The 24,300-nt window shown below is 50.3% G+C and carries 24 protein-coding genes, 1 pseudogene and 1 riboswitch; of the genes and pseudogenes, 18 read left to right on the top strand and 7 right to left on the bottom strand.

The window, feature by feature from the left end:
* The first annotated feature begins 3 nt into the window (after positions 1–3).
* Together ACFO1S_RS25145 and ACFO1S_RS25140 are read left to right on the top strand one after the other, a co-directional pair.
* Positions 4–456, top strand: a complete 453-nt coding sequence (locus ACFO1S_RS25145) for a MarR family winged helix-turn-helix transcriptional regulator (protein WP_204602162.1) — start codon at positions 4–6, stop codon at positions 454–456.
* A 121-nt stretch (positions 457–577) separates the two neighbouring features.
* A complete protein-coding gene (locus ACFO1S_RS25140) occupies positions 578–1,180 on the top strand; it encodes a hypothetical protein (protein ID WP_378127778.1) in 603 nt (200 codons plus the stop codon).
* A gap of 93 nt (positions 1,181–1,273) precedes the next feature.
* On the opposite strand, the gene ACFO1S_RS25135 is transcribed toward ACFO1S_RS25140, so the two are convergent.
* Both ACFO1S_RS25135 and ACFO1S_RS25130 read right to left on the bottom strand, forming a co-directional pair.
* Positions 1,274–1,972, bottom strand: coding sequence for a response regulator (locus ACFO1S_RS25135; protein ID WP_204602166.1), 699 nt, complete (start codon positions 1,970–1,972; stop codon positions 1,274–1,276).
* Positions 1,965–3,509: an ATP-binding protein gene (locus ACFO1S_RS25130; protein WP_204602168.1), complete on the bottom strand. Its 1,545-nt coding sequence runs from the start codon at positions 3,507–3,509 to the stop codon at positions 1,965–1,967. The genes ACFO1S_RS25135 and ACFO1S_RS25130 overlap by 8 nt, the downstream gene beginning before the upstream one ends.
* A gap of 527 nt (positions 3,510–4,036) precedes the next feature.
* Positions 4,037–4,201: riboswitch (cyclic di-AMP (ydaO/yuaA leader) on the top strand.
* Positions 4,202–4,309: 108 nt separating this feature from the next.
* Here ACFO1S_RS25130 and ACFO1S_RS25125 point away from each other — a divergent pair.
* The 7 genes from ACFO1S_RS25125 to ACFO1S_RS25095 all read left to right on the top strand — a co-directional run bounded on the left by ACFO1S_RS25125 (position 4,310) and on the right by ACFO1S_RS25095 (position 13,532).
* A complete protein-coding gene (locus ACFO1S_RS25125; protein ID WP_204602170.1) occupies positions 4,310–4,711 on the top strand; it encodes a hypothetical protein in 402 nt (133 codons plus the stop codon).
* 153 nt (positions 4,712–4,864) lie between these two features.
* On the top strand, positions 4,865–4,942 hold the full coding sequence (gene kdpF / locus ACFO1S_RS25120) for a K(+)-transporting ATPase subunit F (RefSeq protein ID WP_378127808.1): 78 nt from the start codon (positions 4,865–4,867) through the stop codon (positions 4,940–4,942).
* A gap of 36 nt (positions 4,943–4,978) precedes the next feature.
* On the top strand, positions 4,979–6,661 hold the full coding sequence (gene kdpA / locus ACFO1S_RS25115; RefSeq protein ID WP_204602174.1) for a potassium-transporting ATPase subunit KdpA: 1,683 nt from the start codon (positions 4,979–4,981) through the stop codon (positions 6,659–6,661).
* A gap of 13 nt (positions 6,662–6,674) precedes the next feature.
* On the top strand, positions 6,675–8,705 hold the full coding sequence (gene kdpB / locus ACFO1S_RS25110) for a potassium-transporting ATPase subunit KdpB (protein WP_204602176.1): 2,031 nt from the start codon (positions 6,675–6,677) through the stop codon (positions 8,703–8,705).
* A 46-nt stretch (positions 8,706–8,751) separates the two neighbouring features.
* Positions 8,752–9,372, top strand: coding sequence for a potassium-transporting ATPase subunit KdpC (gene kdpC / locus ACFO1S_RS25105; RefSeq protein ID WP_204602178.1), 621 nt, complete (start codon positions 8,752–8,754; stop codon positions 9,370–9,372).
* Positions 9,373–9,523: 151 nt separating this feature from the next.
* The gene (locus tag ACFO1S_RS25100) at positions 9,524–11,854 is read left to right on the top strand and encodes a universal stress protein (RefSeq protein WP_204602180.1); all 2,331 of its coding nucleotides are present in this window, start codon (positions 9,524–9,526) and stop codon (positions 11,852–11,854) included.
* A gap of 205 nt (positions 11,855–12,059) precedes the next feature.
* Positions 12,060–13,532 carry an RCC1 domain-containing protein gene (locus ACFO1S_RS25095; protein WP_204602182.1) on the top strand — a complete coding sequence of 491 codons (1,473 nt, stop codon included), beginning with the start codon at positions 12,060–12,062 and terminating at the stop codon, positions 13,530–13,532.
* A 67-nt stretch (positions 13,533–13,599) separates the two neighbouring features.
* Here the strand turns inward: ACFO1S_RS25095 and ACFO1S_RS25090 are convergent, their stop codons facing one another.
* Positions 13,600–14,445, bottom strand: a complete 846-nt coding sequence (locus tag ACFO1S_RS25090) for a hypothetical protein (protein ID WP_204602184.1) — start codon at positions 14,443–14,445, stop codon at positions 13,600–13,602.
* Positions 14,446–14,545: 100 nt separating this feature from the next.
* On the opposite strand from ACFO1S_RS25090, the gene ACFO1S_RS25085 reads away from it, so the two are divergent.
* The 9 genes and pseudogenes from ACFO1S_RS25085 (at position 14,546) to ACFO1S_RS25045 (ending at position 21,146) form a co-directional block, all read left to right on the top strand.
* Positions 14,546–14,899: a MerR family transcriptional regulator gene (locus tag ACFO1S_RS25085; protein ID WP_204602186.1), complete on the top strand. Its 354-nt coding sequence runs from the start codon at positions 14,546–14,548 to the stop codon at positions 14,897–14,899.
* 101 nt (positions 14,900–15,000) lie between these two features.
* Positions 15,001–15,579: a LysE family translocator gene (locus ACFO1S_RS25080; protein WP_204602195.1), complete on the top strand. Its 579-nt coding sequence runs from the start codon at positions 15,001–15,003 to the stop codon at positions 15,577–15,579.
* 23 nt (positions 15,580–15,602) lie between these two features.
* Positions 15,603–16,379 (top strand): annotated as a pseudogene (locus tag ACFO1S_RS25075) (helix-turn-helix domain-containing protein).
* A gap of 33 nt (positions 16,380–16,412) precedes the next feature.
* On the top strand, positions 16,413–17,282 hold the full coding sequence (locus ACFO1S_RS25070; RefSeq protein WP_204602197.1) for a PhzF family phenazine biosynthesis protein: 870 nt from the start codon (positions 16,413–16,415) through the stop codon (positions 17,280–17,282).
* A gap of 149 nt (positions 17,283–17,431) precedes the next feature.
* Positions 17,432–17,761 (top strand): PadR family transcriptional regulator, encoded by a 330-nt coding sequence (locus tag ACFO1S_RS25065; protein WP_204602198.1) that lies wholly within the window; start codon positions 17,432–17,434, stop codon positions 17,759–17,761.
* 15 nt (positions 17,762–17,776) lie between these two features.
* Positions 17,777–18,646 carry a pentapeptide repeat-containing protein gene (locus ACFO1S_RS25060; protein ID WP_204602201.1) on the top strand — a complete coding sequence of 290 codons (870 nt, stop codon included), beginning with the start codon at positions 17,777–17,779 and terminating at the stop codon, positions 18,644–18,646.
* Between the two features lie 13 nt (positions 18,647–18,659).
* The gene (locus ACFO1S_RS25055; RefSeq protein ID WP_204602210.1) at positions 18,660–19,430 is read left to right on the top strand and encodes an ABC transporter ATP-binding protein; all 771 of its coding nucleotides are present in this window, start codon (positions 18,660–18,662) and stop codon (positions 19,428–19,430) included.
* Entirely contained in the window at positions 19,431–20,198 is a 768-nt protein-coding gene (locus ACFO1S_RS25050) for an ABC transporter permease (RefSeq protein ID WP_204602212.1), read from the top strand.
* 651 nt (positions 20,199–20,849) lie between these two features.
* Positions 20,850–21,146 carry a hypothetical protein gene (locus ACFO1S_RS25045; protein ID WP_204602214.1) on the top strand — a complete coding sequence of 99 codons (297 nt, stop codon included), beginning with the start codon at positions 20,850–20,852 and terminating at the stop codon, positions 21,144–21,146.
* A 65-nt stretch (positions 21,147–21,211) separates the two neighbouring features.
* Here ACFO1S_RS25045 and yjcZ read toward each other — a convergent pair whose 3' ends face one another.
* From yjcZ to ACFO1S_RS25025, 4 genes are all read right to left on the bottom strand, one after another.
* Positions 21,212–21,286, bottom strand: a complete 75-nt coding sequence (gene yjcZ, locus ACFO1S_RS25040; RefSeq protein WP_204602576.1) for a sporulation protein YjcZ — start codon at positions 21,284–21,286, stop codon at positions 21,212–21,214.
* 335 nt (positions 21,287–21,621) lie between these two features.
* The gene (locus ACFO1S_RS25035; RefSeq protein ID WP_204602215.1) at positions 21,622–23,253 is read right to left on the bottom strand and encodes a GMC family oxidoreductase; all 1,632 of its coding nucleotides are present in this window, start codon (positions 23,251–23,253) and stop codon (positions 21,622–21,624) included.
* A complete protein-coding gene (locus ACFO1S_RS25030) occupies positions 23,243–23,851 on the bottom strand; it encodes a gluconate 2-dehydrogenase subunit 3 family protein (protein ID WP_204602217.1) in 609 nt (202 codons plus the stop codon). Before ACFO1S_RS25030 ends, ACFO1S_RS25035 begins: the two co-directional genes overlap by 11 nt.
* Before the next feature lie 5 nt (positions 23,852–23,856).
* Positions 23,857–24,249, bottom strand: a complete 393-nt coding sequence (locus tag ACFO1S_RS25025; RefSeq protein WP_378127774.1) for a hypothetical protein — start codon at positions 24,247–24,249, stop codon at positions 23,857–23,859.
* Between the last annotated feature and the right edge of the window lie 51 nt (positions 24,250–24,300).

Below are 24,300 nucleotides of genomic sequence, written 5' to 3'. Positions count from 1 at the left end.
AGGATGAGAGAAATTCTTCGGGAAATTGGAATGATAGCGAGAGCGCTGGACTCGATAAGCAATATAGAATTTAAGGAGGTTGATCTTACAAAAGGACAATACTTATATCTGGTGCGAATATTTGAAAATCCAGGGATTATCCAGGAAAAGCTGGCGGAGATGATCAAGGTGGACCGTACGACAGCGGCACGTGCAATCCAAAAGCTTGAAGCCCAAGGTTTCATCGAAAAGAAGTATGACGAAACGAACAAAAAAAATAAAAAGCTGTTTACGACTGAGAAAGGCAATAGCGCATACCCCTTCTTAAAGAGAGAGGGGGAGTATTCCAATCAGGTGGCGATGACCGGGTTTACGCAAGAGGAAGCGGAAGCCTTGTTTCAGTTGCTCCAACGGGTTAGAAAAAATATTGAGGTGGACTGGGACTTCGTTAAGAAGGGAAATAAGAGGGAGTACTGAGAAATAGGGTTGTACTCAAAGTATTTCTACGGATTTCGTTGATCTCCTATCTCACCAGCCCCTCCAACCATCTCCTTTTTACAACTAATAATACTGAAAGGATGATGAAAATTGGTATTATTTGCGAACTATAAAAAAAACCAAAATTATTGTAATTGGAATTTTATTTATTCTCTTTTTTACTACTTGGTATTTGATGGAAGATCAAAAAGTAACCTACTCTGAGGTTCATGCCAAACAACTCTCTTTTAAAACCTCAGAGGAAATGATCGAATTTTCGGAACTTATAGTCCTTGGTAGAGCAATGGCTAGCGAGAATTTCGTAAACTATGATAAAGACGGCTTTACTGACGATGCTTATACGATCACTCAATTTAAAATAGATAGTATACTTGAGGAAGATAAAAAGACTAATCTAAAAGCTGGAGACATTATTAAAGTAGCCGAACCCACCTATATCGTAGACAAAGGTATCTCCCCAGGGAAAATTCATTTCTCAATAAATAATTATCAAAATATGAATGATACCGATAAATACCTATTATTATTGGTTCCAGACGTAAAGTATCAAGATTTATATGTGATATTAGGCGTAAATGAAGGCAAACACAACATTGAAAGAATTGAAGCCGATAAAGAGAAGGAGGGAGTTCCTCAAGAAGATAAAAACAAGAAATTCAAGGAAGAATTAATGTCTCGCTTTAACATTAAACCACCTATGTAGGAGAAAAACGCGGAAGCCCAATACATCCCCGCTCAACCGGCCCCGGCTTCCGAATAAATTTCTGTACGGCGTCATGACAAGGGACAAGAGGGTTCAATCCCGTGAAAGAAACCGATAGCCGATACCCGGCTCTGTAACGATCCATTTGGGTTGCGTGGAGTTCTCCTCCAGTTTTTTGCGCAAGTGTCCGATGTACACCCGCAAGTAATGGCTGTCGGGTTGCTCATTGTACTGGCTGCCCCACACTTGTTGAAGCAGTTGCCGTTGGGTTACGACCTTTCCGGCGTTGATCGCAAGGATTCTCAGGAGGTCGTATTCGGTCGGGGTCAGCTTGATCCGTTCTCCGTTTAATTCCACGAGTCGTTGCGACAGATCGAGGGTCAGATCGCCGATGCGGAGAACGGAGTCATTGGCCGGCGGAGCAGCATGTCGCAAGGCTACGCGAACCCGAGCAACCAGTTCCCCCATGCCGAACGGCTTCGTCACGTAATCGTCGGCGCCGCAGTCCAAAGCCGCAATCTTGTCTTCCTCCCTGTCTTTGGCCGTTAAGACGATGACTGGTACGCTCGACCAGCTCCGCATACGGCCTAACACCTCCATTCCTGATATATCCGGCAATCCCAGATCGAGTATGATCAAATTGGGGCACATCCGGGAAGCCTGCTGCAAGCCTTCCTCGCCTGTCTCTGCCTCATGAACGATATAATGATGAGCCTGTAAGGTCATCTTCAGAATTTTGCGGATTTGCGGCTCGTCGTCGACAATCAATATATTTGCTCTTGGCTCATTCATCCTCGTCGTCCTCCACGTTTGCTTTGGTTTGCGGATTCAGGGGAAGTGTAATCGAAATAACCGTTCCCCGAGGGTCGTTGCGCTTTCCCGTGATCTGGCCGCTATGAAGCTCCACAATGCCTTTGCAAATCGCCAATCCCAGTCCCGTGCCCGTCACTTGACGGGTTGTTTGCGCACGGTAAAATTTTTCGAAAATGCGCGTGTACTCGTCGTGCTCAAGCCCGACGCCTTGATCGGCGACCTCGATTATCAAATTGTTTTCTTTATCGGACACCGCGATGCAGATGTCGCTGCCATCCGGGCTGTATTTGATCGCATTGCTGATGACATTAACCAGCACCTGCTCCAGCAGCACTTCATCGCCCAGCACCATCGGGACGTTTTCCGGCAACTGCACGCTCAGCTTCCGATACTGGCGAAAGTCCTTGACTTGCGCTATCGCTACCCCGATCAGATCTTCTACATCGCACCAATGTTTCCGCAGGCGCAGCATTCCGCTTTCGAGCTGCACCATGCTAAGCAGATTCACGACAAGCCTATTCATTCGGAGGGCGCCGTCCCGGATGGTTGTGAGCAGCACCATTCGATCTTCGGATGTGAAGAGATGGTCGCCATCGATCAGACTGGTTGCCGAGCCGATAATCGCTGCCAATGGGGTGCGCAGCTCATGGGAAACCGAATCCAGAATCGCAGCGCGCAGCCGTTCCGATTCGGCCGTCAAGTGCGCGATTTTGGCTTCTTCCGCCAGCCTCACGCGATCAATGGCGCTGGCGGCCAAGTCGCAGAGCGCTTCCAGCATCCGCTGCTGCTCAGCCGTGAACTCGCGCTTCCGTTCTTTCAGATTGAGGGCCAGCACCCCATGCACGCGATCTTCGGTTCGCAACGGATGGTAATAGCCCGGAGAGTCTCTCAGGGCGGAAGTTCCGTATCCGACGGCTTCGCCGTGATCGAACGCCAGCTTCGCCGTAGCTTTCTCCGTCTCACCCTGTCCCCAATCGCTTTGAACAGAAGAACGATGAGTGAGTACCAGACGATTCCGATGATCTGACAAGTAAATGGCGATGTCCGTACCGATAATTCGGGAAGCTTGCGCGGAGACATTGGCCAATAAGGAATGGATATCCGTCATATCGCTCATCTGGCGGCTGATCTCATAAAGAGCCGCCGAATGGGCTTCCCTCTGTCTGGAATAGAGCAATTGCCGCTTTAGCTTTGCTGCCAAGCTGGCTGTTAATGCGGCAACGGCCAAGTAGACGCCGAACGAGATCAAGTAACGCAGATCCGCCACGGTAAAACTCAAGAGAGGTGAGACGAAGAAGAAATCGAACGCCAGCGCCCCCAGCGTTGCTGCGTAGAGCGCAGGACGCAGCCCCCACGAGACAGCGCTTAAAAGCACTGGAAATAAAAAGAGCAGCGCGATATTGACGACATCCAAAGCCAGGCGAATCGGATGCATGGCCGCTGTCATGCCAATGACAAGCAGCGCAGTAACTATATAAGGCTTCCATGTTGTCCATAAGGATTTCAAATGTAGCATAGGCATTCTTCCCGTTGATCCAAGTTTTCGACACTTCTTATAGCTAAAGGGTAATACAAAAAAGAGAGAAAAGAAACCATCAAGAGGTGTAAAAATCACATAAAAATCATGATAAGTTCCGAATTAACCAGAATTCAAAAGAAAATGAATGATTATTATTCGTAAATTATCGGAAAAGGTTAAATTCCCCCGTATTTCAATGAAAATCTGGCTTGCATAGTTTTACAGGCACCTTTTCCAGAAGTAAGATACAAACCATGAATTGAACCCGCGATTCGATTCAGGTAGGAGTTGGGACGACATCGGCGGCTATAAGACGATCCGAAGCTTGTGTGAGAGCAAGCCGTGCGGAAAGGTCAGGGACAAATGCTTCGCGCGCTTAGGATGAAACGAAGCTGCGGCGCCTCTCACCGCCCGAATTTGTCTGCCTGTCAGGTGAACCGTTCTGCGGAAGGAAGTTGATTCAAGGAGAGGAAGAAGCGTAGTTACCCTCCGGGCGGCGGTCTGGAACCGGAGCTGAATATCTAATATCTAGAACGCTGAGTCCTTGCATGTCAAGGAGCGGGGGAACCAACAGAAGCCGGATCATGGCTTCACGGGGTGAATCGCCCGGCACATTCGGTGCCGGGGGTAGGGCGACTCTCGCGCCCGAATCCGTCAGCTAACCTCGCAAGCGTACGAAGAGGCAACGATTGTCGCGAGTCGGTCAGGACAGCTGAGTCATGATCGGGAAGCCGCGGAAGAGTCCTCTTTTCCAAGGCTTCTTTTTTTGTTGCCTAACCGAATGGAGGCGAATCGTTATGCAAGCCCAAGATGAATTCATACTCGTCTCCGCTCCCAACAAAATAGGGGAGCAGTTTATCAAAGCGCTGCAAATTAAGGATATTCCCTATGCGGCGATCGCAAATCATCAAGCGGAGAGGTCGAGATTGGAAGTATTGGGCGTGAAAAGCATCATTATGGTCGATACGGTGCTGCGGCAAACCTGGACCATTCCGGATCTGCCGGTAGGCAAGGTATTTCTGTTCGAAAGAAGCTTGCCCTTGATTTGCCGATATCTTCAAATTTGCCGTTCGTGGACAGGGAAGCCGATCTATGTGATCACGGGAAGCGATAATCCAAGGCTCGTCTACAAAGGACTCGGCGCCAACTACGTCATTCATAGCCGGAGCGATGATGTTTCGTTTTTGCTCGACGTGTGAAGATCGAATTCGTAAGGGGAATGTCCCATGGGAGGGTTGATTCATCATGCTGGATGTCGCAATGGTACTGATTCTAGCCAGCGCCTTCGGATTGTGCGGCTTATTTGTGGCTTGGTGCGGAACGGTTGCGCAGGAAGCGGAGGGAGACCGCACATGATTATTGTAACGGTTGTTGCAGTTTTACTATTTGGCTATCTGGTGATTGCCTTGTTGAATCCGGAAAAGTTTTAAACGAGTCGATAACGATAGGCTTGAGGAGGGCATAAAATGGCCATTTTGCAGCTGGCGGCGGTCATTCTGATTTTAGTCTTGTTGGTCAAACCTTTGGGGACCTATATATTCCATGTGTTTTCCAATCAGCCCAACCGTACGGACAAAGTATTCGGTCCTCTGGAAAAGCTGATCTATGCGCTGACCGGTTTGAAAAATCGTGCCGATATGAGCTGGAAACGGTACGCGTTCAGTTTGATATTGACCAATGTTGTATTGGTGGCGCTCAGTTATTTGATTTTACGCGTCCAGAAAGGGTTGCCCTTCAATCCGAACGGCATCGATAACATGGAGCCGTCGCTTTCTTTTAATACGGTCATTAGTTTTATGACGAATACGAACCTGCAGCATTATAGCGGCGAAACGGGACTTTCTTACTTCTCGCAAATGGCTGTCATTATGATGATGATGTTCACATCGGCGGCAACCGGCATCGTCGTAGCGATCGCGTTCATTCGCGGTTTGACCGGCAAAGGAAAGACGCTTGGCAACTTCTTCACTGATTTCGTTAAAACGCACACTCGCCTGCTTATCCCGATGGCGATCCTGGTGACGCTGGCTCTGGTTGGCTTGAAAGTGCCGCAAACGCTGAATGCTGCTGTCGAGGCGACAACAATTGAAGGCGGGACACAGCAGATCGCGATCGGTCCTGTGGCTTCTCTGGTATCGATCAAGCATTTGGGTACGAACGGCGGTGGGTTTATGGGCGTCAATTCAGCGCACCCATTTGAAAATCCTAGTCCGCTGACGAATGTGCTCGAAATGCTGTCCATGTGGTGCATTCCGGCCGCACTAACCTATACGTTCGGTCGATTTGCGCGAAATCAAAAGCAGGGATGGGTCATCTTCAGCTCGATGCTCATCTTGTTCGTTGCCTTCCTCTCGATTGTATACACGTCTGAATTGCGGGGAAATCCGGCGTTGAACGCGCTCGGAATAGACGCTTCGCAAGGAAGCATGGAGGGCAAGGAAGTCCGGTTCGGGATTGCGCAGTCGACCTTGTTTACGACGGTTACGACTGCGGCGACGACCGGATCGGTCAACAATATGCACGACACCTTGACACCACTCGGCGGTTTGGCGCCGCTGGCGCTGATGATGCTGAATTGCGTGTTCGGCGGCGACGGTGTCGGACTGGTCAATATGCTCATGTATGCGATTCTTGGAGTTTTCCTGTGCGGATTAATGGTCGGTCGCACACCGGAATTCATGGGGCGGAAAATTGAAGCCCGGGAAATGAAACTGATCGCCATCGCGATTTTGGCGCACCCGCTCATTATTTTGGCGCCTACGGCAATCGCCCTCTTGACGGATTTGGGAAAAGGAGCCATCAGCAACCCCGGCTTTCATGGCATTTCGCAGGTGCTGTATGAATACACGTCTTCCGCTGCGAACAATGGCTCCGGTTTTGAAGGTCTGGGTGACAATACGACCTTCTGGAATATTTCCACCGGACTGGTGATGCTGTTCGGGCGTTACATCTCCATTGTGGCGCTTCTCGGCGTTGCCGGGTCCATGACGATGAAACAATGGGTTCCGGAAACGATCGGAACGTTCCGCACAGACACCAAATTGTTTGCGGGCATTCTCGTCGGAGCCGTGTTAATCATCGGGGCATTGACTTTTTTGCCGACGCTTGTCCTCGGTCCGATCGCTGAGCATTTGACGCTCCTGAAATAGAAGAGGTGAGATCATGAACACGAAACGAAATAACATTTTGTCCGGACATATCGTGAAAAGAGCGATCTTAGATAGCTTTATCAAGTTAAATCCGATTGCGATGCTGAAAAATCCCGTCATGTTTGTCGTCGAAACAGGAACGTTTGTCGTGCTGCTGATGACCTTGTTTCCGGGTTACTTCGACGCTGAGGACAGCATCGGCTTTAATCTCGCAGTTTTTTTAATCCTATTGTTCACGGTATTGTTCGCTAACTTCGCCGAAGCGCTGGCGGAGGGAAGAGGCAAGGCCCAAGCCAACACGTTAAAGCAGACGAAAAAAGAGATTATGGCGAATAAAGCGGTCGGCGACAAGGTCAAAAACGTGCCTTCGACGGAGCTGCGCAAGGGCGATATTGTCATCGTTTCCCAAGGAGAGATGATTCCGGGCGACGGCGAGGTGATTGAGGGGCTCGCCTCAGTCGACGAATCGGCCATTACCGGCGAATCCGCGCCGATCATCAAGGAATCCGGCGGCGATTTCAGCTCTGTGACCGGAGGGACGCGCGTTATCAGCGACCGCATTCATGTGCGAATCAACAGCGATCCCGGCGAGACCTTCATCGATCGAATGATTGCGCTTGTCGAGGGAGCCAAACGCCAGAAGACGCCGAACGAAATCGCCTTGCATACGCTGCTGATCAGCCTCACGATTATCTTCCTGATCGTCGTTGTGACGCTTCGGCCGATCGCGGCGTATGTCGGCATTGATTTGGAAATTCCGGTCCTCATCGCTCTGCTGGTCTGTTTGATCCCCACAACGATCGGCGGCTTGCTGTCGGCCATAGGCATCGCCGGAATGGACCGGGTCACACAGTTCAACGTGCTGGCAAGGTCGGGGAAGGCCGTGGAAGCGTCGGGCGACATCAACACCATGATCTTGGACAAAACCGGGACGATTACATTCGGGAATCGGATGGCCAGCGACATTGTGACGGTCGGTGGAGCGAGTCTCGAGGAGACGGCCGCCTGGGCGGCAATCTCGTCAGTTAAAGACGAGACCCCGGAAGGTCGTTCAGTGCTGGAGTGGATGAAACAAAACGGAAGATCGTACGATACGGCGCTCGGCGAGGGCGGCAGCTTGGTGGAATTCAAGGCGGAAACGCGAATGAGCGGCATTGACTTGAAGGACGGACGACAGGTTCGCAAAGGAGCGGTCGACGCTATTCGGAAATGGGTGTCTGCGCAAGGCGGAGCGATTCCGGATGATTTGGAACGCCAGGCGAGCCGCATCGCCTTCGAGGGCGGAACGCCGCTGGCCGTGGCGGTCAATCAGCAAATATACGGCGTCATTTATTTGAAGGATACGATCAAGCCCGGCATGAGGGAACGGTTCGATCAGCTTCGCGCGATGGGCATCAAGACGATCATGTGCACAGGCGACAATCCGTTAACGGCAGCCACCATCGCCAGAGAGGCCGGCGTCGATGATTTTATCGCGGAAAGCAGGCCCGAGGATAAAATCGCCGTCATCCGTCGGGAGCAAGCCGAAGGCAAGCTGGTGGCGATGACCGGCGACGGGACGAATGATGCGCCGGCATTGGCGCAAGCGGACGTCGGACTCGCGATGAATAGCGGTACGACGGCAGCTAAGGAAGCGGCCAATATGGTCGATCTGGATTCCGATCCCTCGAAGATTATCGAGGTGGTTGCGATCGGCAAGCAGATGCTCATGACGCGAGGCGCATTGACGACGTTCAGTATCGCTAACGATATTGCCAAATATTTTGCGATCATACCGGCAATGTTCATGCTGGCGATCCCCGAGATGGACGCTTTGAACATTATGAAACTCGGCTCGCCGTTGTCGGCGGTTCTGTCGGCGCTCGTCTTTAACGCCGTCATCATTCCGCTGCTGATTCCGCTGGCGATGAAAGGCGTCGCTTACCGTCCGATGAATGCTTCGCGCCTGTTGAGCCGCAACCTGCTTGTCTATGGTCTCGGAGGGGTGATCGCCCCGTTCATCGGCATCAAGTTAATTGATTTGCTCGTTCATGTGTGGATCTGACGATGACGATTCATGCCGTCCATTCTAAACGAAAGAAGGAATCAGTATGAGTACTATTACGCATGAAGGACACGGGAACAAGGTGCGCTCCGGCGTAGCGGGATTCTGGATAGCCTTGCGCATAAGCGCCCTGTTCATCATTCTATGCGGCATCGTATATCCGCTTGTGACCACGGGCCTTGCGCAGCTTCTGTTCCCCCATCAGGCAAACGGCAGCTTGCTGAAGGATCAGGCTGGCAAGGTGATTGGCTCCGAGTTGATCGGACAATCATTCACCGACCCGAGCTATTTTCAAGGTCGGGTATCAAGCATCGACTACAAAGCGGAGGCATCCGGCTCCAACAACTATGCCCCATCCAATCCGGATCTGCTGGCGCGCACGCAGGCTTCCATTGCCGATTGGCAGAAGAACAACCCGGATACACCGATTGACCAACTGCCGATCGCGCTAATCACCAACTCGGGCTCGGGATTGGACCCGCACATTACTCCGCAGTCGGCACTGGTGCAAGTGCCGCGAATCAGCAAGCTCACCGGAATATCTACAGGCGAGCTTAAGGCGCTGGTGGACGAATTTACGGAGAATCGCGACTTAGGCGTATTCGGAGAGCGACGGGTCAACGTGCTTAAGCTCAATCTGGCCCTAAAGGAGAAAACGGGGAAATAACAGTTCAGTTGAAATTGTGTACCTTCGCATAACCGTACGGCAAGCCCTGTCCGGCTGAGAGCATCGGACAGGGCGATTGCATGCTCTAGATTTGCGCAGGCAGCGGCTGCGCGGGGAACTGCGACAATTCTGCGGCGTGGGAGGAGCTTGGATGGCCAGTTTTCAAAGAAGGACGCCGGAGGAGGTGTTGAAGTCGATCTCCCGGTTAAATCACGGCCGATTGAAGGTGCTGATTGGCGCCGTCAACGGGTCCGGCAAGACGTATCATATGCTTCGCGAAGGCCAATTGCTGCAGAAACAAGGCATCGATGTCGTCATTTGCGCGGTGTCCACCCGGCAGCGTCCAGAGACGGTGGAGCAGCTGGGAGACTTGGAGAGGGTGCCGAGCATTCACTGGCTCGAGCATGGCGTGGAAAAGAAGGATCTCCATCTGGAGGCGCTGATTGAGCGAAACCCCGAGGTGGTGCTCGTCGACAGTCTCGCGCATCGTAATCGTCATGGTGCGAGCTTTCCGACTCGTTGGGAGGACATCCAGTTTCTGCTCCGCTGCGGAATCAGCGTCATTACGACCGTGAATGTGTACGAGCTCGAAGGCGTGACGGAGTTGGCCAAAACGCATGCCGGCATCAATGCGAAGGAGACGGTTCCGGCAGATGCGCTGGTTCTGGCCGACGAAGTTCGGCTCATCGACGTGACGCCGGAAACGATTCTTCAACGATATGCCGAAGGCCATTTACGAGGCGGCTCGAATCAGATCCCGTTCGAACGCGGGAACTTGGCTGTGCTGCGCGAGCTGGCTCTTCGAATTGTGGCGGAAGGAGTTAGCGAGTCGCTTGATCGTCACCGGGAGGAAGCCGGGCTCGTCGGTCCTTCCGGAGCAGGTGAACGGATTCTCGTATCGGCTCAGTACCATTGGAACGGCTCGATCTATATTCGTCGCGGTCAACAGATTGCCAAGCGGCTGGGCGGAGATTTACTCGTAGCGGCTTTCGTCAACCGGAAGAGACCGCTGACGAAAGAGTCCGAAGCCTTCAAGCAATCTATCGTACGACTTGTGGACAAAGTGGGCGGCGAATTTGCGGAGCTGCCGTTTGTAACGCGGCGCGCTTTGCCAGGCAAGCTGGTTCGATATGCGCTGGAGCATAACGTCACACGCATCGTGATGGGGCATTCCAAGCAAACCCGTTGGCAGGAATTATGGCAAGGCTCCATCGTGAACGATATATTGAGAGAAACGAGAAACATCGATATTTTCCTTGTCGCCGACCGGGCCGAGCACGAGGGGGAACGCATTATGCCGGCGAAAATCGCTGTTCCTACCACCGGTGACCTGTACCGCAGGCTAAGCTCGCCGGAGGTGGAGCAAAAAATCGAGCAAATTCGCAGGGGCAAATTCAAGGTGTACATCGGAGCGGCCCCCGGCGTGGGGAAGACGTATACAATGCTGCGGGAAGGCAATTACCTGCTTAAGAAAGGGATCGATGTCGTCGTCGGACTGCTGGAGACGCACGGGCGGCAAGAAACGGCGGATCAGGTCGGACAGCTGCCGATGATTGAGCGCCGCACCGTGGCTTACCGCGGGACCGAATTGAATGAAATGGACACGGAAACCATCATTCGGCGCAACCCGGAGGTGGTGCTGATCGACGAGTTGGCTCATACGAATGTGCCTGGAAGCAGATACAAAAAAAGGTATGAGGATGTGCTGGAGATTCTCGACGCCGGCATATCGATCATTTCCACCGTTAATGTGCAGCACTTGGAAAGTCTGAACGACGCAGTAGAGCAGATTACCGGCGTCCGAGTCCGGGAGACGTTACCGGATGCGATATTACGTCTGGCAGACGAGGCAGAGCTAATCGATGTAACGCCGCAAGCGTTGCGGCAGCGGATGAAAGAAGGCAAGGTGTATGCGATGGACAAAGTCGAGCAGGCGCTTGGCCATTTTTTCAAAACCGGCAACTTGATCGCTCTTCGCGAGCTGGCGCTGCGCGAGATCGCCGATGACGTCGACGAACGGCTGGAAGCGTGGGAGCAGCGTTCTTCGCTTCGCGGCCCGTTACGGCGGCAAGAATTAATCTTTGTCTGCGTCAATAGCGGTTCGAATGGCGAACGATTGATCCGACGAGGATTTCGCATCGCTTATCGGCTGAAGGCGCCATGGGTCGTGCTCCATGTCCAGGAGAAGGGGAAAAAGGAAGAGTCCGATAAGTGGCATCAGAAAATGAACGACTTGGAGAAGCTGACAAACCGCTTGGGAGGCAAATTTGAAGTTGCAGCGGTCCAAAAGCCGAGAGCAATCGCTGACGTTCTTCGCTCCAAGGCTGAGGAATATCGGGCAACGCAGATCATTATCGGCCAATCCAAGCGCTCGTTGTGGGAGCGATTGTGGCGAGGGTCTGTCGTAAGGCGGCTGCTCCGGTCAGCTCGGGATAAGGATGTTCTTGTTGTAGCCGATTATGATCCATATGTTACCGAATAGCAAATACTAGGAATCGGAATAGAAGAGGAGAAGCACCGAAGCCGGTCTTCATTCAGCGCTTGGTCAAATTTTGGTATCTATTTATTTTTTGAAATATTATTGCTACGATTGAGCAACTAAATTTATCCAATTGCGTTTAAATAATTGGCTGGTGGATTGACCGTTTGTATATGCAGTGAATTAGTATTTGGAGGTGGTCGCGAGTATGGACTTTTTTACATATAAGGTCTCGCGGGTGTACGTACTCATTTTAGTTATATGCTGCCTATTGTTACCAAACGTTGTAGGGGCGGAGGAAGCGGGATCAAACGCACCGGCAAAAACGGACGACTTACGCTTTTTAATGGCAACCCAGATCGAGGCCGGTGATGAAGCTGCTTATGCTATTGGAACGGATGGTACGATATGGGGGTGGGGCGGAGGTTATGGATCTCTAGGACATGGGGCAACGACGACTGCCTTTCTTCCGGCGCGCATACATATCGAGAATGTTCGGCAAATCTCAAGTGGTTACCGACACACCCTCTTTTTGAAAGAGGATGGAACGGTGTGGGCGGTCGGCGGAAATGAACACGGACAACTCGGTATCGGTAAGAAAAGCGACAGTGAAGAGCTGTTTACTGAACCGGTGCAAGTATTAGGGCTGACTGATATTCTTCAAGTGGCCGCTGGAGACAATCACAGTCTGGCCGTTAAGCGAGATGGCACCGTCTGGGCTTGGGGGGGCAACGAGCACGGGCAACTCGGAGACGATTCGAAGGAGAACGGCTTGCAGCCGAGAGCGGTGGAAGGCTTGCCTAAAGTGAATAGCGTCGCGGCAGGCCAATATACGTCACTTGCGCTAGGGAACGGCGGCGAGATTTGGGTATGGGGCATGCAAGCTTATAATCCAAACAAATTCCATATTCGCAAGCCAACTCAGCTTCCATCAGATAGGGAATTTATAGCGGTAGCTGCAGACTCGTTTCTGGGAGCTGCTCTCGACAGCACAGGTTCCGTCTGGGTTTGGGATAACATCAATTCCAACGGGAAGAAAGCGGCTCTTCTTCCCGTCCGAGTACCTAGTCTAAATAATGTCGTCTCCTTTACGACAAGATCAGCGGTCGATGCGAAGGGCTCGGCATGGAGCTGGCAGTATGATAATGGAGTAATCCGCCAGTTCAAGGCACTTAAGTTGCCGACTAATCAGGCTAAGGTCATCTCAGAGGGCAGCCGCAATATCTATGTGCTCATGCGTGACGGCAGTATCTATTCGACGGGGTTTAATCAATTCGGGCAAACAGGTCAAGGCACACTCGACATTGAAATTAAGGATTTTAGACCTGTCCGCAAAGCGGCTGCTATTATTTTGAACGGTAAAAAGATGGAGCCCGCGGTGCCGCCGCTTAACTTGAACGAAGTAACATACGTCCCTTTACGAGGCGTTCTTGAGGCGATGGGCGTAAATATCCGATGGGATATCCCTAGCAGATCCGTGATAGCAGACAAGGATAATAAGCGTATTGTCTTCAATACGGTAAGCGGGCAAACAACAGTCGACGGGAATGTCGTGCAACTCGATGCTAAACCTGTCTCCACGCACGGTAGTTTGCTTGTCCCGTTGCGATTCGTGTCTGAAACGCTTGGCGCTAAGGTCGTTTGGAACGCAGCAGATTATTCGGTAGAAATTACTTCATAACCGTTTTCCAACCGTCGATTGAACGGCTGCCATTTGAATGCAGCAGTGTTTGGACCCATATTAAGCCTCAATTGACGGTTTGAAACGGTATGGTTTGAATAACTTTCATCATTTTCATGCGGGCAAATCGCTCATCCGGATTATTTTCAAGTATCCACTCATGATGGGTTTCGGCAATCATCGGCTTGTTCTCAACTGAAAGGCCTTCCCATTCGAAATCTACGGAGACCGCTATCGTATGATCGGCATTTTCTGTTACGGATAAGTTTTTCGGATAATGTCCGCTTTGTTTTACTCGATTAGGAAGGGTTGCCAGCCATTCGTTAAATCCTTCTAGTGTATTGACCTTAGAGGTCGTGCTTAAATCTAACTCAAATTGTTCAGCTAATAGTTCTTTGAATTTCTTGCTGTTAACAGACGCGGTTTCCATTAAATACAACCAATAATGCATAAAAGATTTGGCTCGATTCTCAGCATAGGCAGATTGAAATTGCGGATTTTCCACCGTCCCTGTCGCTTCTAGATGAACCTTCGTAAAAAGAGGCAATTCGTTATCGCGAAGTTTTAGAATCGTTGAATAATGAATTTTATAACTGTATCTACTTTGATCTGGACGTATATTCTGGTAAAGAATGTCCGCTTCTAACGACAACTCCTCGTCGCTTACCTGTTGGATGGATGTGTTTTCAACATGATGCGCATTCTGCCATCCTTCATACCCTTTTAATCGATCTTCAATCCCCATTTTCCCTTTCGACGTTCCGGATTGCGATGAAATTTCGACTTCTTCCGCTAAAATATCCAGCTGATTGTTAATACGGGCTTTGTTAAACGGGACCTCATATACTTGATACCAACGATAGTATTGCGCTAAGGCTAAATGATTATTTTGAATGGTCTTATATTTGTCCATGTATGTGCTCCTTTACAATCTAACTGAGAATGTGTTGAGTTGATTATACGGATTAGAGTAAACTCTAAGTCAAGCGGAAATTTCAATACGGGGGTTGCTCATGTACACGATCGGGGAAACTGCCCAAATGATTGGGATAAGTACACATACCTTGCGGTATTACGAAAAGGAAAACATCATTGCTCCCTTGCGGGATGCCGGCGGAGACAGACGTTATGACGATTCGCATCTGAGATGGCTGCGTTTTGTCATCAAATTAAAAGAGACACAAATGCCTATCGGGATCATTAAAAAGTATGCATCATTGGTTTTAGAAGGGGAACATACCGCTCAAGAGCGATTAAGCCTATTGGAAGAACATAAACGCTCCATTAAGAAACAAATCTGCACGTTACATGCTGCGGACGAGATGCTTGAGCATAAAATTTCGGCTTACAAAGCGTTTTGCCAGTAAACGAAATTAGATTTGCAAATTCTCAATCTGCAATAATGTACTATGGGGTCTTTATTCCGAGATGTAATATAGGAGAGAAGTTCGGACAACGAGAGGTTCTCATGAATATTACATCCTTGTTGATTTATTGCACGATTGCTACCTTCACGCCCGGCTCTACGAATATCGTCATCCTGTCCACCGTCCATCATCTTGGCGTGAAAAAGGCCATGAGGAATACGTATGGAGCAACGTTTGGTTTTGGCATCTTACTGGTTATCTCTGCGATCTTAAACACGCTTCTCATTGCGGTAATCCCCAAAATAATTATCGTAATGCAGATCATTGGAAGCGGCTATATGCTTTATCTTTCTTATCTCATGTACGCACAGAGTCCGTCAGCCAAATCCGCAGCCAACCAGACAGCTACTTTTTCATCCGGTTTCCTTATGCAGTTTCTTAATCCAAAGGTTGTGCTATTTACATTGACCGTTATTCCAACTTATATTATGCCTAACTATCGTATAAGCTTTGCGATCGCAATCAGTATTATTGCAATCACAGGAATCGGATTTTTAGCTTTTCTGACATGGGTGCTTTTCGGTACGATCTTTAAGCCGTTCCTAGAGAAGCATACCAAGATCTTTAATGCGATAATGGCTGCGTCTCTCGTTTATGCTGCGGTCATGATTTGGATTTAGAAGGAGTGGGGAGGGGGATTGTAATGAACCATTTTCTATATAAGAAATCGGCTGGAGTTACGGCTTTGTTCGCAAGCATGACTGATTTTACTTATAAAAAACATGCTCACCAGGAGTATGCGATCGGAGTTACGCTTCGCGGGATTCAGGAGTATTCCTTGGAAGGGCACAGCCAATTGTCTTATCCGAACGGCGTTATGCTGTTTAGCCCTGAACAGGCGCATGACGGGATGGCGCATGATAGAACGAATTTGGATTACGTCATGCTTTATGTTAATCCCGAACTGTTCATGGAGGCTATAGAGAAAAAGGAAATCTTACGATTCGCTAAACCGATTGTATACGATGCTTGGTTGAAACGACGTATATTGGAGCTTGCCAATGCCATTAGGAGTGAAGGGAATGAGGCTTATTGCAATGAATTATTCCTGTCCCTGACGGATACCCTCATTCAAACATAGCTTTCGACGGACGATAAGCGGGAGGATGCACTCATTCGAAGAGTGAAGGACATGCTTCATTCCAACCTGGAACAAGTGCTCATGCTTGACGAAATCTGCAAAGAGATTCATCTGTCCAAGTTCCAGTTTATCCGAGTATTCAAGGCTCATACCGGAATATCGCCTTACCGCTACTTTTTAAATTGCAAAATTGAACGCGCGAAGCAGCTGATCGAGAAAAACAAAGATATTTATTCAGCCGTGGCTGCTTGCGGTTTTGTCGACTTAACCCACTTAAATAAGCATTTTAAGAGCATGTATGGAACAACCGCCCATGATTATGCGTCGCATATAAACTGAGAAGGTACACTTGATATTCGGAAGGTGGAAGAAATGAATCACCAATTGTCATTCCAACAAGTTGATGTCTTTACAGATGTACGATTTAAGGGAAACCCCGTTGCCGTTGTTCTGGATGGGAACAGCCTGTCAACGGATGAGATGCAGGCCGTAGCCAATTGGACGAATCTCTCGGAAACGACCTTCGTATGCAAGCCAACAGATCCGCGGGCCGACTACAAATTGCGCATATTTACCCCGCACAACGAGCTCCCTTTTGCTGGACATCCTACGATTGGATCGGCTTTTGCAGTGCTCAAACATGGACTGAAACCGAAGACAGAAGGGGGCCTGGTGCAGGAATGCGGCAGCGGGCTTGTCTCGATATTAATTGATGGCGATAAATTATTCTTTACTTTGCCGGAGTCCAGCATTGAGGACATCCCTTCCGATCAATTAGTTCAGCTGGCAAATGCCCTGGGAGTCCCGTTGAATAGCGTTAATGCCAGTGCTACGATTGATGTTGGAGCCGTTTGGATTACGATACAACTTTCTGATGCATATGAGGTTCGAAGTCTGAAACCCGACATGAAAAAGCTGTCTGCATGGATTCCGCGAGGAGTAACAGGTGTAACCGTGTTTGGGCTTGATTCTGAAAATAAAGAGTCCGATTTAGAAGTGCGGTCATTTGCACCTAATGAAGGAGTTGAGGAAGACCCCGTGTGCGGCAGCGGCAACGGGTGCGTGGCCACACTCGTTAGAAGGCTTGATCTGATCAAACAGTCGAACTATGTTGCTAGTCAGGGAAATTGCATTGGGAGAAATGGCAAGGTGGAGGTTCGATTTCAGGATAACGATAAAATCTTAATTGGCGGTTATGCAGTTACTTGTGTAGAGGGTATGTTGAACATTGATATTGAATAACTTGGCAAGTATCGTCTTAAGGAAGCCGCGCTCTGCGCGGTTTTTTCGTTGTGGACATACAGGTTGTCTTCAGGCAAAGTATTTCATTTGAAATACTACCTTGACAGACATAGTAGTGTGACTTATTATGCATATATGGAGGTGCTTGAATGAGCGAGAACAAAATCACATCCGACCTGCTGCGCGGACATACGGATACGATGATTTTACGGCTTTTGTCCGAAGCTGATCGTTACGGCTACGAGGTTGTCAAGCTGATTGCCGAGCGCTCGGGAGGCGAGTATGAACTAAAGGAAGCGACGATGTACTCCAGCTTCCGGCGGCTTGAGGCAGACGGAGATATCGAGTGGTATTGGGGCGATGAATCTCAGGGCGGACGACGCAAGTATTTTAGGATTACCGCAAAGGGCAAGGATACATACGCCCGCAATAAAAGCAATTGGGAGTATGCAAAGCGTGTGTTAGAAAACTTACTATGAGGGAGCTTGGATGCGATGAATCAGAAACTAACGGATCATTTGAATGGCATTTTTACGCCATATGACGGGGTGAAGAGCGTCGGCGAATTAAAGGCAGACCTGCTCTCCGATTTGCAGGAGCGGTACAGCGAACTTAGAGCCGAGGGCAAAGACGATGACACTGCCTTTCAAATGACCATTGAAAGCATCGGCGACATCGAACAAACGATTCTTGAGGTTTCCAACCTCTCCAGATCGCTGGAACGGCAAGTGCTGGTCAACTTTAGCGCAAGCAACCTGGCGAAAAGCGATTTTGCGGGCGTTACGGCCCACAACGGGCGGTTTAACAGCAGCGCGTTGCATGGTTCCGATTTTGCGGGCGCGGATTTGACCGGCAGCTCGTTTGCGACTAGCGATGCGCGAGAAGCCAAATTTGACGGCGCAAATCTGACAGACTGCAACCTCTCCAGCCTTGATCTTACGGATGCGAGCTTCAATAAAACCATCTTTGTTCGCACCCACTTCAGCACGTCCGGGTTGGACGGGGCAAAATTGAAAGACGTAAAGCTGACCGACGTCACGTTCACCAAATCCGACCTTAGAAAAACGATTTTTGAGAACTGTATCTTTAACGGCGTTGATTTCAAATATTGCGATCTGCGGGGGCAGAGCTTTGAGGGGCAGACCTTCATCGGAGTCAAGTTTGACAAATCTGCACTGAACGACGTTTCGTTTAGGGGAGCGACCCTCAAGAACGTGTCGTTCCGTCTGCCATTTTCCGTGACCAACAAATCTTACCGTGACTTCCAAACGGTCTGCTTTGACGGCGCGACGATGGATAAGCTGACTTTTGCTGCGCTTAAAGGCCTATGGGTCGTCGATCTGTCTAAAGTAACGGTCATATAAGGGAGGTAACCCGATGCAAACGGAGCAAACCAAGTCGATTCAAGTAAAGGGCCTGCAAAAATCCTACAAGCAGCTTCAAGTGCTAAAGGGCGTAGATTTCGAAGTGGAGAAGGGCAGTATTTTTGCCTTGCTCGGCTCCAACGGGGCGGGCAAGACCACAGTGGTCAAAATCCTCGCCACGCTGCTCAAATCAGATGCCGGAACCGCCATCATTCATGGATTCGATGTCGCTTCGAAGCCCGATCATGTGCGACAGGCGATCAGTCTGACCGGACAGTTTGCAGCCGTGGACGAGATTTTGACCGGACGGGAAAATCTGATCATGATTGCCAAGCTGCGGTACCTTGAAAACCCTCGCCAGATTGCGGATGACATGTTGCAACGCTTCGGCTTAACGGAAGCGGCAGACCGCAGGGTGTCATCCTATTCGGGCGGTATGCGCCGCAGGCTCGACATCGCCTTGAGCCTTATAGGAAATCCGCAGATCCTATTCCTCGACGAGCCGACCACAGGGCTCGACCCCGAGGCGCGTATCGAGGTTTGGAAGGTCGTCAAGAAGCTTGCGGACAGCGGTACGACCGTATTGCTAACTACGCAGTATCTGGAGGAGGCCGAGCAGCTTGCCGACAATATTGCCATTCTGCATGAAGGCACAATTATCGCGAGCGGCACGCTCCCTGAGTTAAAAAAGCTGTTTCCGTCAGCAAAGGCGGAGTATGTTGAAAAACAGCCGACTTTAGAGGAAATCTTTCTCGCCATCGTCGGCAAAAAGGAGGGGAAGTAAATGGAGGCGGCGAAAAAGCACTTTTTTATCGATATTAGTGTTATGCTAGGACGCTCCATGCGCCATATTCTCCGCAGCATGGATACCATTATCACGGTCACCATCATGCCGATTGCCATGATGCTGCTATTCGTCTATGTGCTCGGCGGTGCAATTCAAACCGGAACGGATAACTACGTGAATTACTTGTTACCCGGCATACTTCTAATGGCGATTGCCAGCGGAATATCCTACACGGCTTTCCGGCTGTTTACGGATGTACAGCGGGGCATATTCGAGCGGTTTCACACCATGCCGATATCACGTTCCGCCTTGCTATGGGGGCATGTGTTGACCTCGCTGGTCTCGAACGCTATATCGGTGGTTGTAATCCTTCTCGCAGCGTTGATAATGGGCTTTCGTTCGTCGGCGGGAATACTGCCATGGCTTGCCGTAGCCGGCATACTAGCGCTGTTTACGCTGGCCTTGACTTGGGTCGCGGCAATTGCCGGGCTCACTGCAAAGACGGTTGACGGCGCTAGCGCCTTCTCCTACCCGATTATCTTCCTGCCATTTATCAGCTCGGCCTTCGTGCCGACTGAGTCGATGCCGACGGTCGTACGCGTCTTCGCCGAGAACCAGCCGGTAACCTCAATCGTGGAAGCTATCCGCGCAATGCTGTCAGGTCAGCCGCCCGGCAACGACATATGGATCGCGCTTGCGTGGTGCGTCGGAATAATGCTCGTGGCCTATTTCCTTGCGATGAGGACGTATAAAAGGCGGGTGTAAGAAGGGCAGCTATGGATAGACAATTCCGGCTTGCCGCCGACGCAGCGCATCGGAATAACCGTCCAATGGAGGACGGTCTTTCGCGCATCTCTACCGCGTGAACCGCCAAGCAGCCCGCTCGTCTTTCCAATCATCTACAGCCGTTTTCTCCACTTGATCCGCCGCCCCCGGGCAAATGCCTGAAACTCCGCAACGTAACGAGTTCGACAGCGGCGCCCCCGGTCCCATAATGATTAGCGTATCTCCGTTTAATCTCCGTTCCTTGAGCATCGATGCAACGAGTTATGTAAATAGCCAGATAAGCGGAAACAAAAAAGGACCTTCAAGCTGCAGGTCGAGAATAGTAACGGTGCAAGTATAAGGTTTAACAGCAAAGAAAACACCTCCAATAAACCGGTGTTGACTGTGAATTAGATAGGGAATCAAAGCTTGAACGGAAAGGCTGCTGGCGCTTGCTCAGCAGTCTTTTCTGTGCGTGCTCGGCATGGGCGAATCTTCAAAAATGCTTATCGGGGGAAGGATGATAGGGAAGATTTAAGAAGATCGGGCTAAAGTTACTATTGGAAAAGCCAATGCCGATGCTAACACACTCACATAAAATAGCAGCATGTACCGACAACGTTGAAATAATAAAAGGAAGCTGATCATTTCATGACTTGTCATATCGGAAGGATTCATATTGAAAACAACGAAGGTACGATTATTTTCGGAAATGTAACCAATCCTTCTTCCTCTTCTTCTTCCAACAACACATCGAATAGCAACCAGGAGTCAACCGATGGCGACACAGGAGAAATCACTCTTGATAACTCTCGTTTCAGCCTGACTATACCAATCAAATCGACTGTTCCTGATTTCATGACGCAGAAACGCAAGAAAAGAGATAGAAAAAGGGGTAAGTCAGAAGGCTCAAATCATAAACGTGGTCATCGCCGATCGGATGTGTAAAACATAAACGGGTTAAAAAAAAGACCCGCGATGATTATGGCATCGCGGGTTCAAGCGATATCCGATTAGTAGCCAGAGCCAGCTCTTAAGATAATAACCAAGAGAATGAAGAGTACAAGAACAAAAGCTGCTGCCTGCATTCCGCCGTGTCCGATACCTCCGCTCAAAGCATTCACCACCGAATTGTTTATTTGTGATTGTTCATCACACGGTTAGCTTATGTATAAATGAATAATCGGTACAGTACATTTACCTAATGTAATCAAACCTCAGCAAATACCTAATACTTCAGTGAATGTGCGGATTTATGATCGATCTATACGAATGTACTGGCAGTAGGAATAACCCTACATAATCTAAAAGGGGCCATTCGTTGACATGAACGATCAAAGAACGACAAATACGCAGCCATAAGCAAGCCGCGTAGATACGCCCGTATGACGGGAAGCCTTGAATTGTCAGGCGAGTAAATACACTAGATCTCCCCCTGCTTCAACTGTTCAATGATGTAACCCGCAGAGCGCGCCGCTAGCGCCATGACGGTATTCGTGGGATTGCCGCCGCCCGAAGTCACAAAGAGACTCGCGCCGGCAATAAACAGGTTCGGAATGTCGTGCGTTTGTCCGAAGCTGTTCGTAACGGACGTCGTCGGATCGGCGCCCATCCGGCAACCCCCCATCAAATGGGCCGTATCTTCGGTGACGAAAGCCGGCGTTCCGCCTGCGGCTTGAATGACCTCATTCATCTTAGCAACTGCATGAGCAATCAGCGCGCGATCATTCTGTCCGTAAGTAAAAGAGACGTGAGCGAGCGGCATGCCGTATTCATCCTTCTCTTCGGCGAGCGTGACGCGGTTCGCCGGGTCCGGCAGAACCTCCCCAACCAGCGTGATTCTTCCATAAAAGTTGTAGTCCAGCATGGCTTGGCGCAATTGCGGTCCCCAAAGCTTGGCGCTTTTGGAGATGCCTTTGGCCATCTCGACGGGGCGAGATCCATGGGCATGCAGCGTGTACCCCCGGGCAAAATCGCGACTCGGATCGCTTTCATATAAATCCTGTGTAGTGGCTAATACCGGCGTTCCTTTATAGAGCCGAATTTCTTCCTCGAATTTGCCATATACATCGTTACTGCTGTGCGGCATGATCGCTTTGCCGACCCATCCGCTAGAGTTAGCTACACCGTCAGGTGACCGGGAATTGGCGGAATGCAGGAGCAGGCGGGGAGTTTCCACGACGAAGCTCGCCAAGATTACGATCCGGGCCTTCTGCTCATAAGTGTTTCCGTCATGAACGAAGGTCACGCCGGTTACACGGCCTTCTTGATCTGTAAGGACTTGCGTCACCATGCTGTCGGATATCACTTCGGCGCCCAATTGTATTGCTTTGGGAATATGATGGATCAAAGTGCTGAACTTCGCGTTCGGCAAACATCCTTGGTTGCAAAACCCGCGGTTGATGCAAGGGGGACGCCCATCAAACGGCGCGGAATTGATAGCCAAGGGAGTCACCACGCTGCGGAGACCGAGTTTCTCGCAGCCGATGCGGAAGATTTCGGCGTTGGCGCTAATGGGTTCGCGTTCCGGATAGGGATACGGACCGTTGAATGCCCCCCACGGAAAATGCTTAGGACCCGACACGGCGATATCCTGTTCGACTTTGTCGTAATACGGGGCCAAATCGTGATAGGAGATCGGCCAATCCTCTCCGACGCCGTCCAAGGTCTTCGTACGAAAATCGCTTTCGTGAAACCGTAAAAACACGCCCGTGAAATGGGTCGTTCCTCCGCCTACGCCTCTGCCGGAATTGTTATGGCCAAGCTGCAGCGGATCTTGGCCGCTTACGATTCGTGTATCCTGCCATCCCAGACGAGTCATCGACAATTCGTCGCTGGCAAAATCCGTCTGCGGATTCCAGAACGGCCCCGCCTCGATCACCACCACTTTAAGCCCGGCTTTGCTGAGCTCGTAAGCCAATACGCCGCCCGCAGCCCCGGCTCCGACAATGCAAATATCCGCGTGATCTTTGTATTTCCGCCGCGCAAGATCGTTATCGCGACGCCCCTGCTCATGAACCGTATGATGCGTGACCGATTCTTCGTTATTTGCCATCTCTTCTTGCCTCCCACGGGTCGGTTAATCCCAGCTCCGAACGAACGTATCCGCGCGGATAAGCCGGTCCGGCATAACCGATCTCCGACCAGATAGAAGGATGCGAATAATACGCCGCAACGGCTTCGGCCAACACTTTATCTATCCAATCCTTAACCGGAATAGGGACGGCTAGAGATGCACGGGTGAAGTCGCCATTGACCGCTTGTTGAATCGCCAGCTCCTGTACCGGCTTGTCCAATGCAACAAATTTCAGACCGTACCGTTCCTCGCAGACTTGATCGAGCCACGTCAGCCCGCCGTGGATGAGATCAGATTGATTGGGAACGCCGGATTTGCGTTGAGATTCTCCGATGCCGGATTGCAGGACGGATTCGAAGTGATAAACGACATAAGAGAGGATCGGAGAACGATCGTCGTCAAGCAATATCGCGCAAATCCGAAACAGGGTTTCAGCCTCTTGGTCGGACAAATATTGATACGAGCGAAGGGCTTCCGTCGTTAAACGTTCGATCACGATTTCACGGGTATGCGAATCCCAATGCTCCTTCTCGCGCATGACATCGAAATTTGGATATTGGGTATCGTAATTCGGCATCACAGTCACCTCCAATATAACGCGAACAAGGCCAGAAGACTGACGGCAGAGATCATCGCGGGCAGGGTGAGCGGAGGACCCACCATGAAATTGCGCAACTTGAAGCCGTCTACGCGTTTTCCGACCCCATGGACATGCTTATAGGTACCGAAAGCACCAGCCGCGATTCCGACGGACAGCAATACGGACAGCAAGCTCGAAAGCCATGCGGCTTTGCAGAAAGAAAACACGAGCAAGCAGAGACCGAACAACGGCGTAGCGATGACGGGGATCCACATCGACCAATGCCGGAAGTTTTGCCGATAATGAAACAGCGTAACCTGCACGAATAGGACGAGAAACAGTAATCCAAACGCTAAAACCATTACCCTGTCGAGAGACCATCCGTTCCAACCCAAGTCGATTCCTTCTTTCCCTTAATCAATCCATATGGTTCCAGTATTCCATAG

It is taken from the genome of Cohnella boryungensis, assembly GCF_042651945.1.
GTDB classification, from domain to species: domain Bacteria; phylum Bacillota; class Bacilli; order Paenibacillales; family Paenibacillaceae; genus Cohnella; species Cohnella boryungensis.
This window is presented reverse-complemented; position numbering and strand designations above follow the sequence as displayed.

Coding starts and splice junctions, on each gene's coding strand:
- ACFO1S_RS25145 (WP_204602162.1), top strand. CDS start 4: ATGAGAGAAATTCTTCGGGAAATTGGAATGATAGCGAGAGCGCTGGAC.
- ACFO1S_RS25135 (WP_204602166.1), bottom strand. CDS start 1,972: ATGAATGAGCCAAGAGCAAATATATTGATTGTCGACGACGAGCCGCAA.
- ACFO1S_RS25130 (WP_204602168.1), bottom strand. CDS start 3,509: ATGCTACATTTGAAATCCTTATGGACAACATGGAAGCCTTATATAGTT.
- ACFO1S_RS25125 (WP_204602170.1), top strand. CDS start 4,310: ATGCAAGCCCAAGATGAATTCATACTCGTCTCCGCTCCCAACAAAATA.
- kdpF (WP_378127808.1), top strand. CDS start 4,865: ATGATTATTGTAACGGTTGTTGCAGTTTTACTATTTGGCTATCTGGTG.
- kdpA (WP_204602174.1), top strand. CDS start 4,979: ATGGCCATTTTGCAGCTGGCGGCGGTCATTCTGATTTTAGTCTTGTTG.
- kdpB (WP_204602176.1), top strand. CDS start 6,675: ATGAACACGAAACGAAATAACATTTTGTCCGGACATATCGTGAAAAGA.
- kdpC (WP_204602178.1), top strand. CDS start 8,752: ATGAGTACTATTACGCATGAAGGACACGGGAACAAGGTGCGCTCCGGC.
- ACFO1S_RS25100 (WP_204602180.1), top strand. CDS start 9,524: ATGGCCAGTTTTCAAAGAAGGACGCCGGAGGAGGTGTTGAAGTCGATC.
- ACFO1S_RS25095 (WP_204602182.1), top strand. CDS start 12,060: ATGGACTTTTTTACATATAAGGTCTCGCGGGTGTACGTACTCATTTTA.
- ACFO1S_RS25090 (WP_204602184.1), bottom strand. CDS start 14,445: ATGGACAAATATAAGACCATTCAAAATAATCATTTAGCCTTAGCGCAA.
- ACFO1S_RS25085 (WP_204602186.1), top strand. CDS start 14,546: ATGTACACGATCGGGGAAACTGCCCAAATGATTGGGATAAGTACACAT.
- ACFO1S_RS25080 (WP_204602195.1), top strand. CDS start 15,001: ATGAATATTACATCCTTGTTGATTTATTGCACGATTGCTACCTTCACG.
- ACFO1S_RS25070 (WP_204602197.1), top strand. CDS start 16,413: ATGAATCACCAATTGTCATTCCAACAAGTTGATGTCTTTACAGATGTA.
- ACFO1S_RS25065 (WP_204602198.1), top strand. CDS start 17,432: ATGAGCGAGAACAAAATCACATCCGACCTGCTGCGCGGACATACGGAT.
- ACFO1S_RS25060 (WP_204602201.1), top strand. CDS start 17,777: ATGAATCAGAAACTAACGGATCATTTGAATGGCATTTTTACGCCATAT.
- ACFO1S_RS25055 (WP_204602210.1), top strand. CDS start 18,660: ATGCAAACGGAGCAAACCAAGTCGATTCAAGTAAAGGGCCTGCAAAAA.
- ACFO1S_RS25050 (WP_204602212.1), top strand. CDS start 19,431: ATGGAGGCGGCGAAAAAGCACTTTTTTATCGATATTAGTGTTATGCTA.
- ACFO1S_RS25045 (WP_204602214.1), top strand. CDS start 20,850: ATGACTTGTCATATCGGAAGGATTCATATTGAAAACAACGAAGGTACG.
- ACFO1S_RS25035 (WP_204602215.1), bottom strand. CDS start 23,253: ATGGCAAATAACGAAGAATCGGTCACGCATCATACGGTTCATGAGCAG.
- ACFO1S_RS25030 (WP_204602217.1), bottom strand. CDS start 23,851: ATGCCGAATTACGATACCCAATATCCAAATTTCGATGTCATGCGCGAG.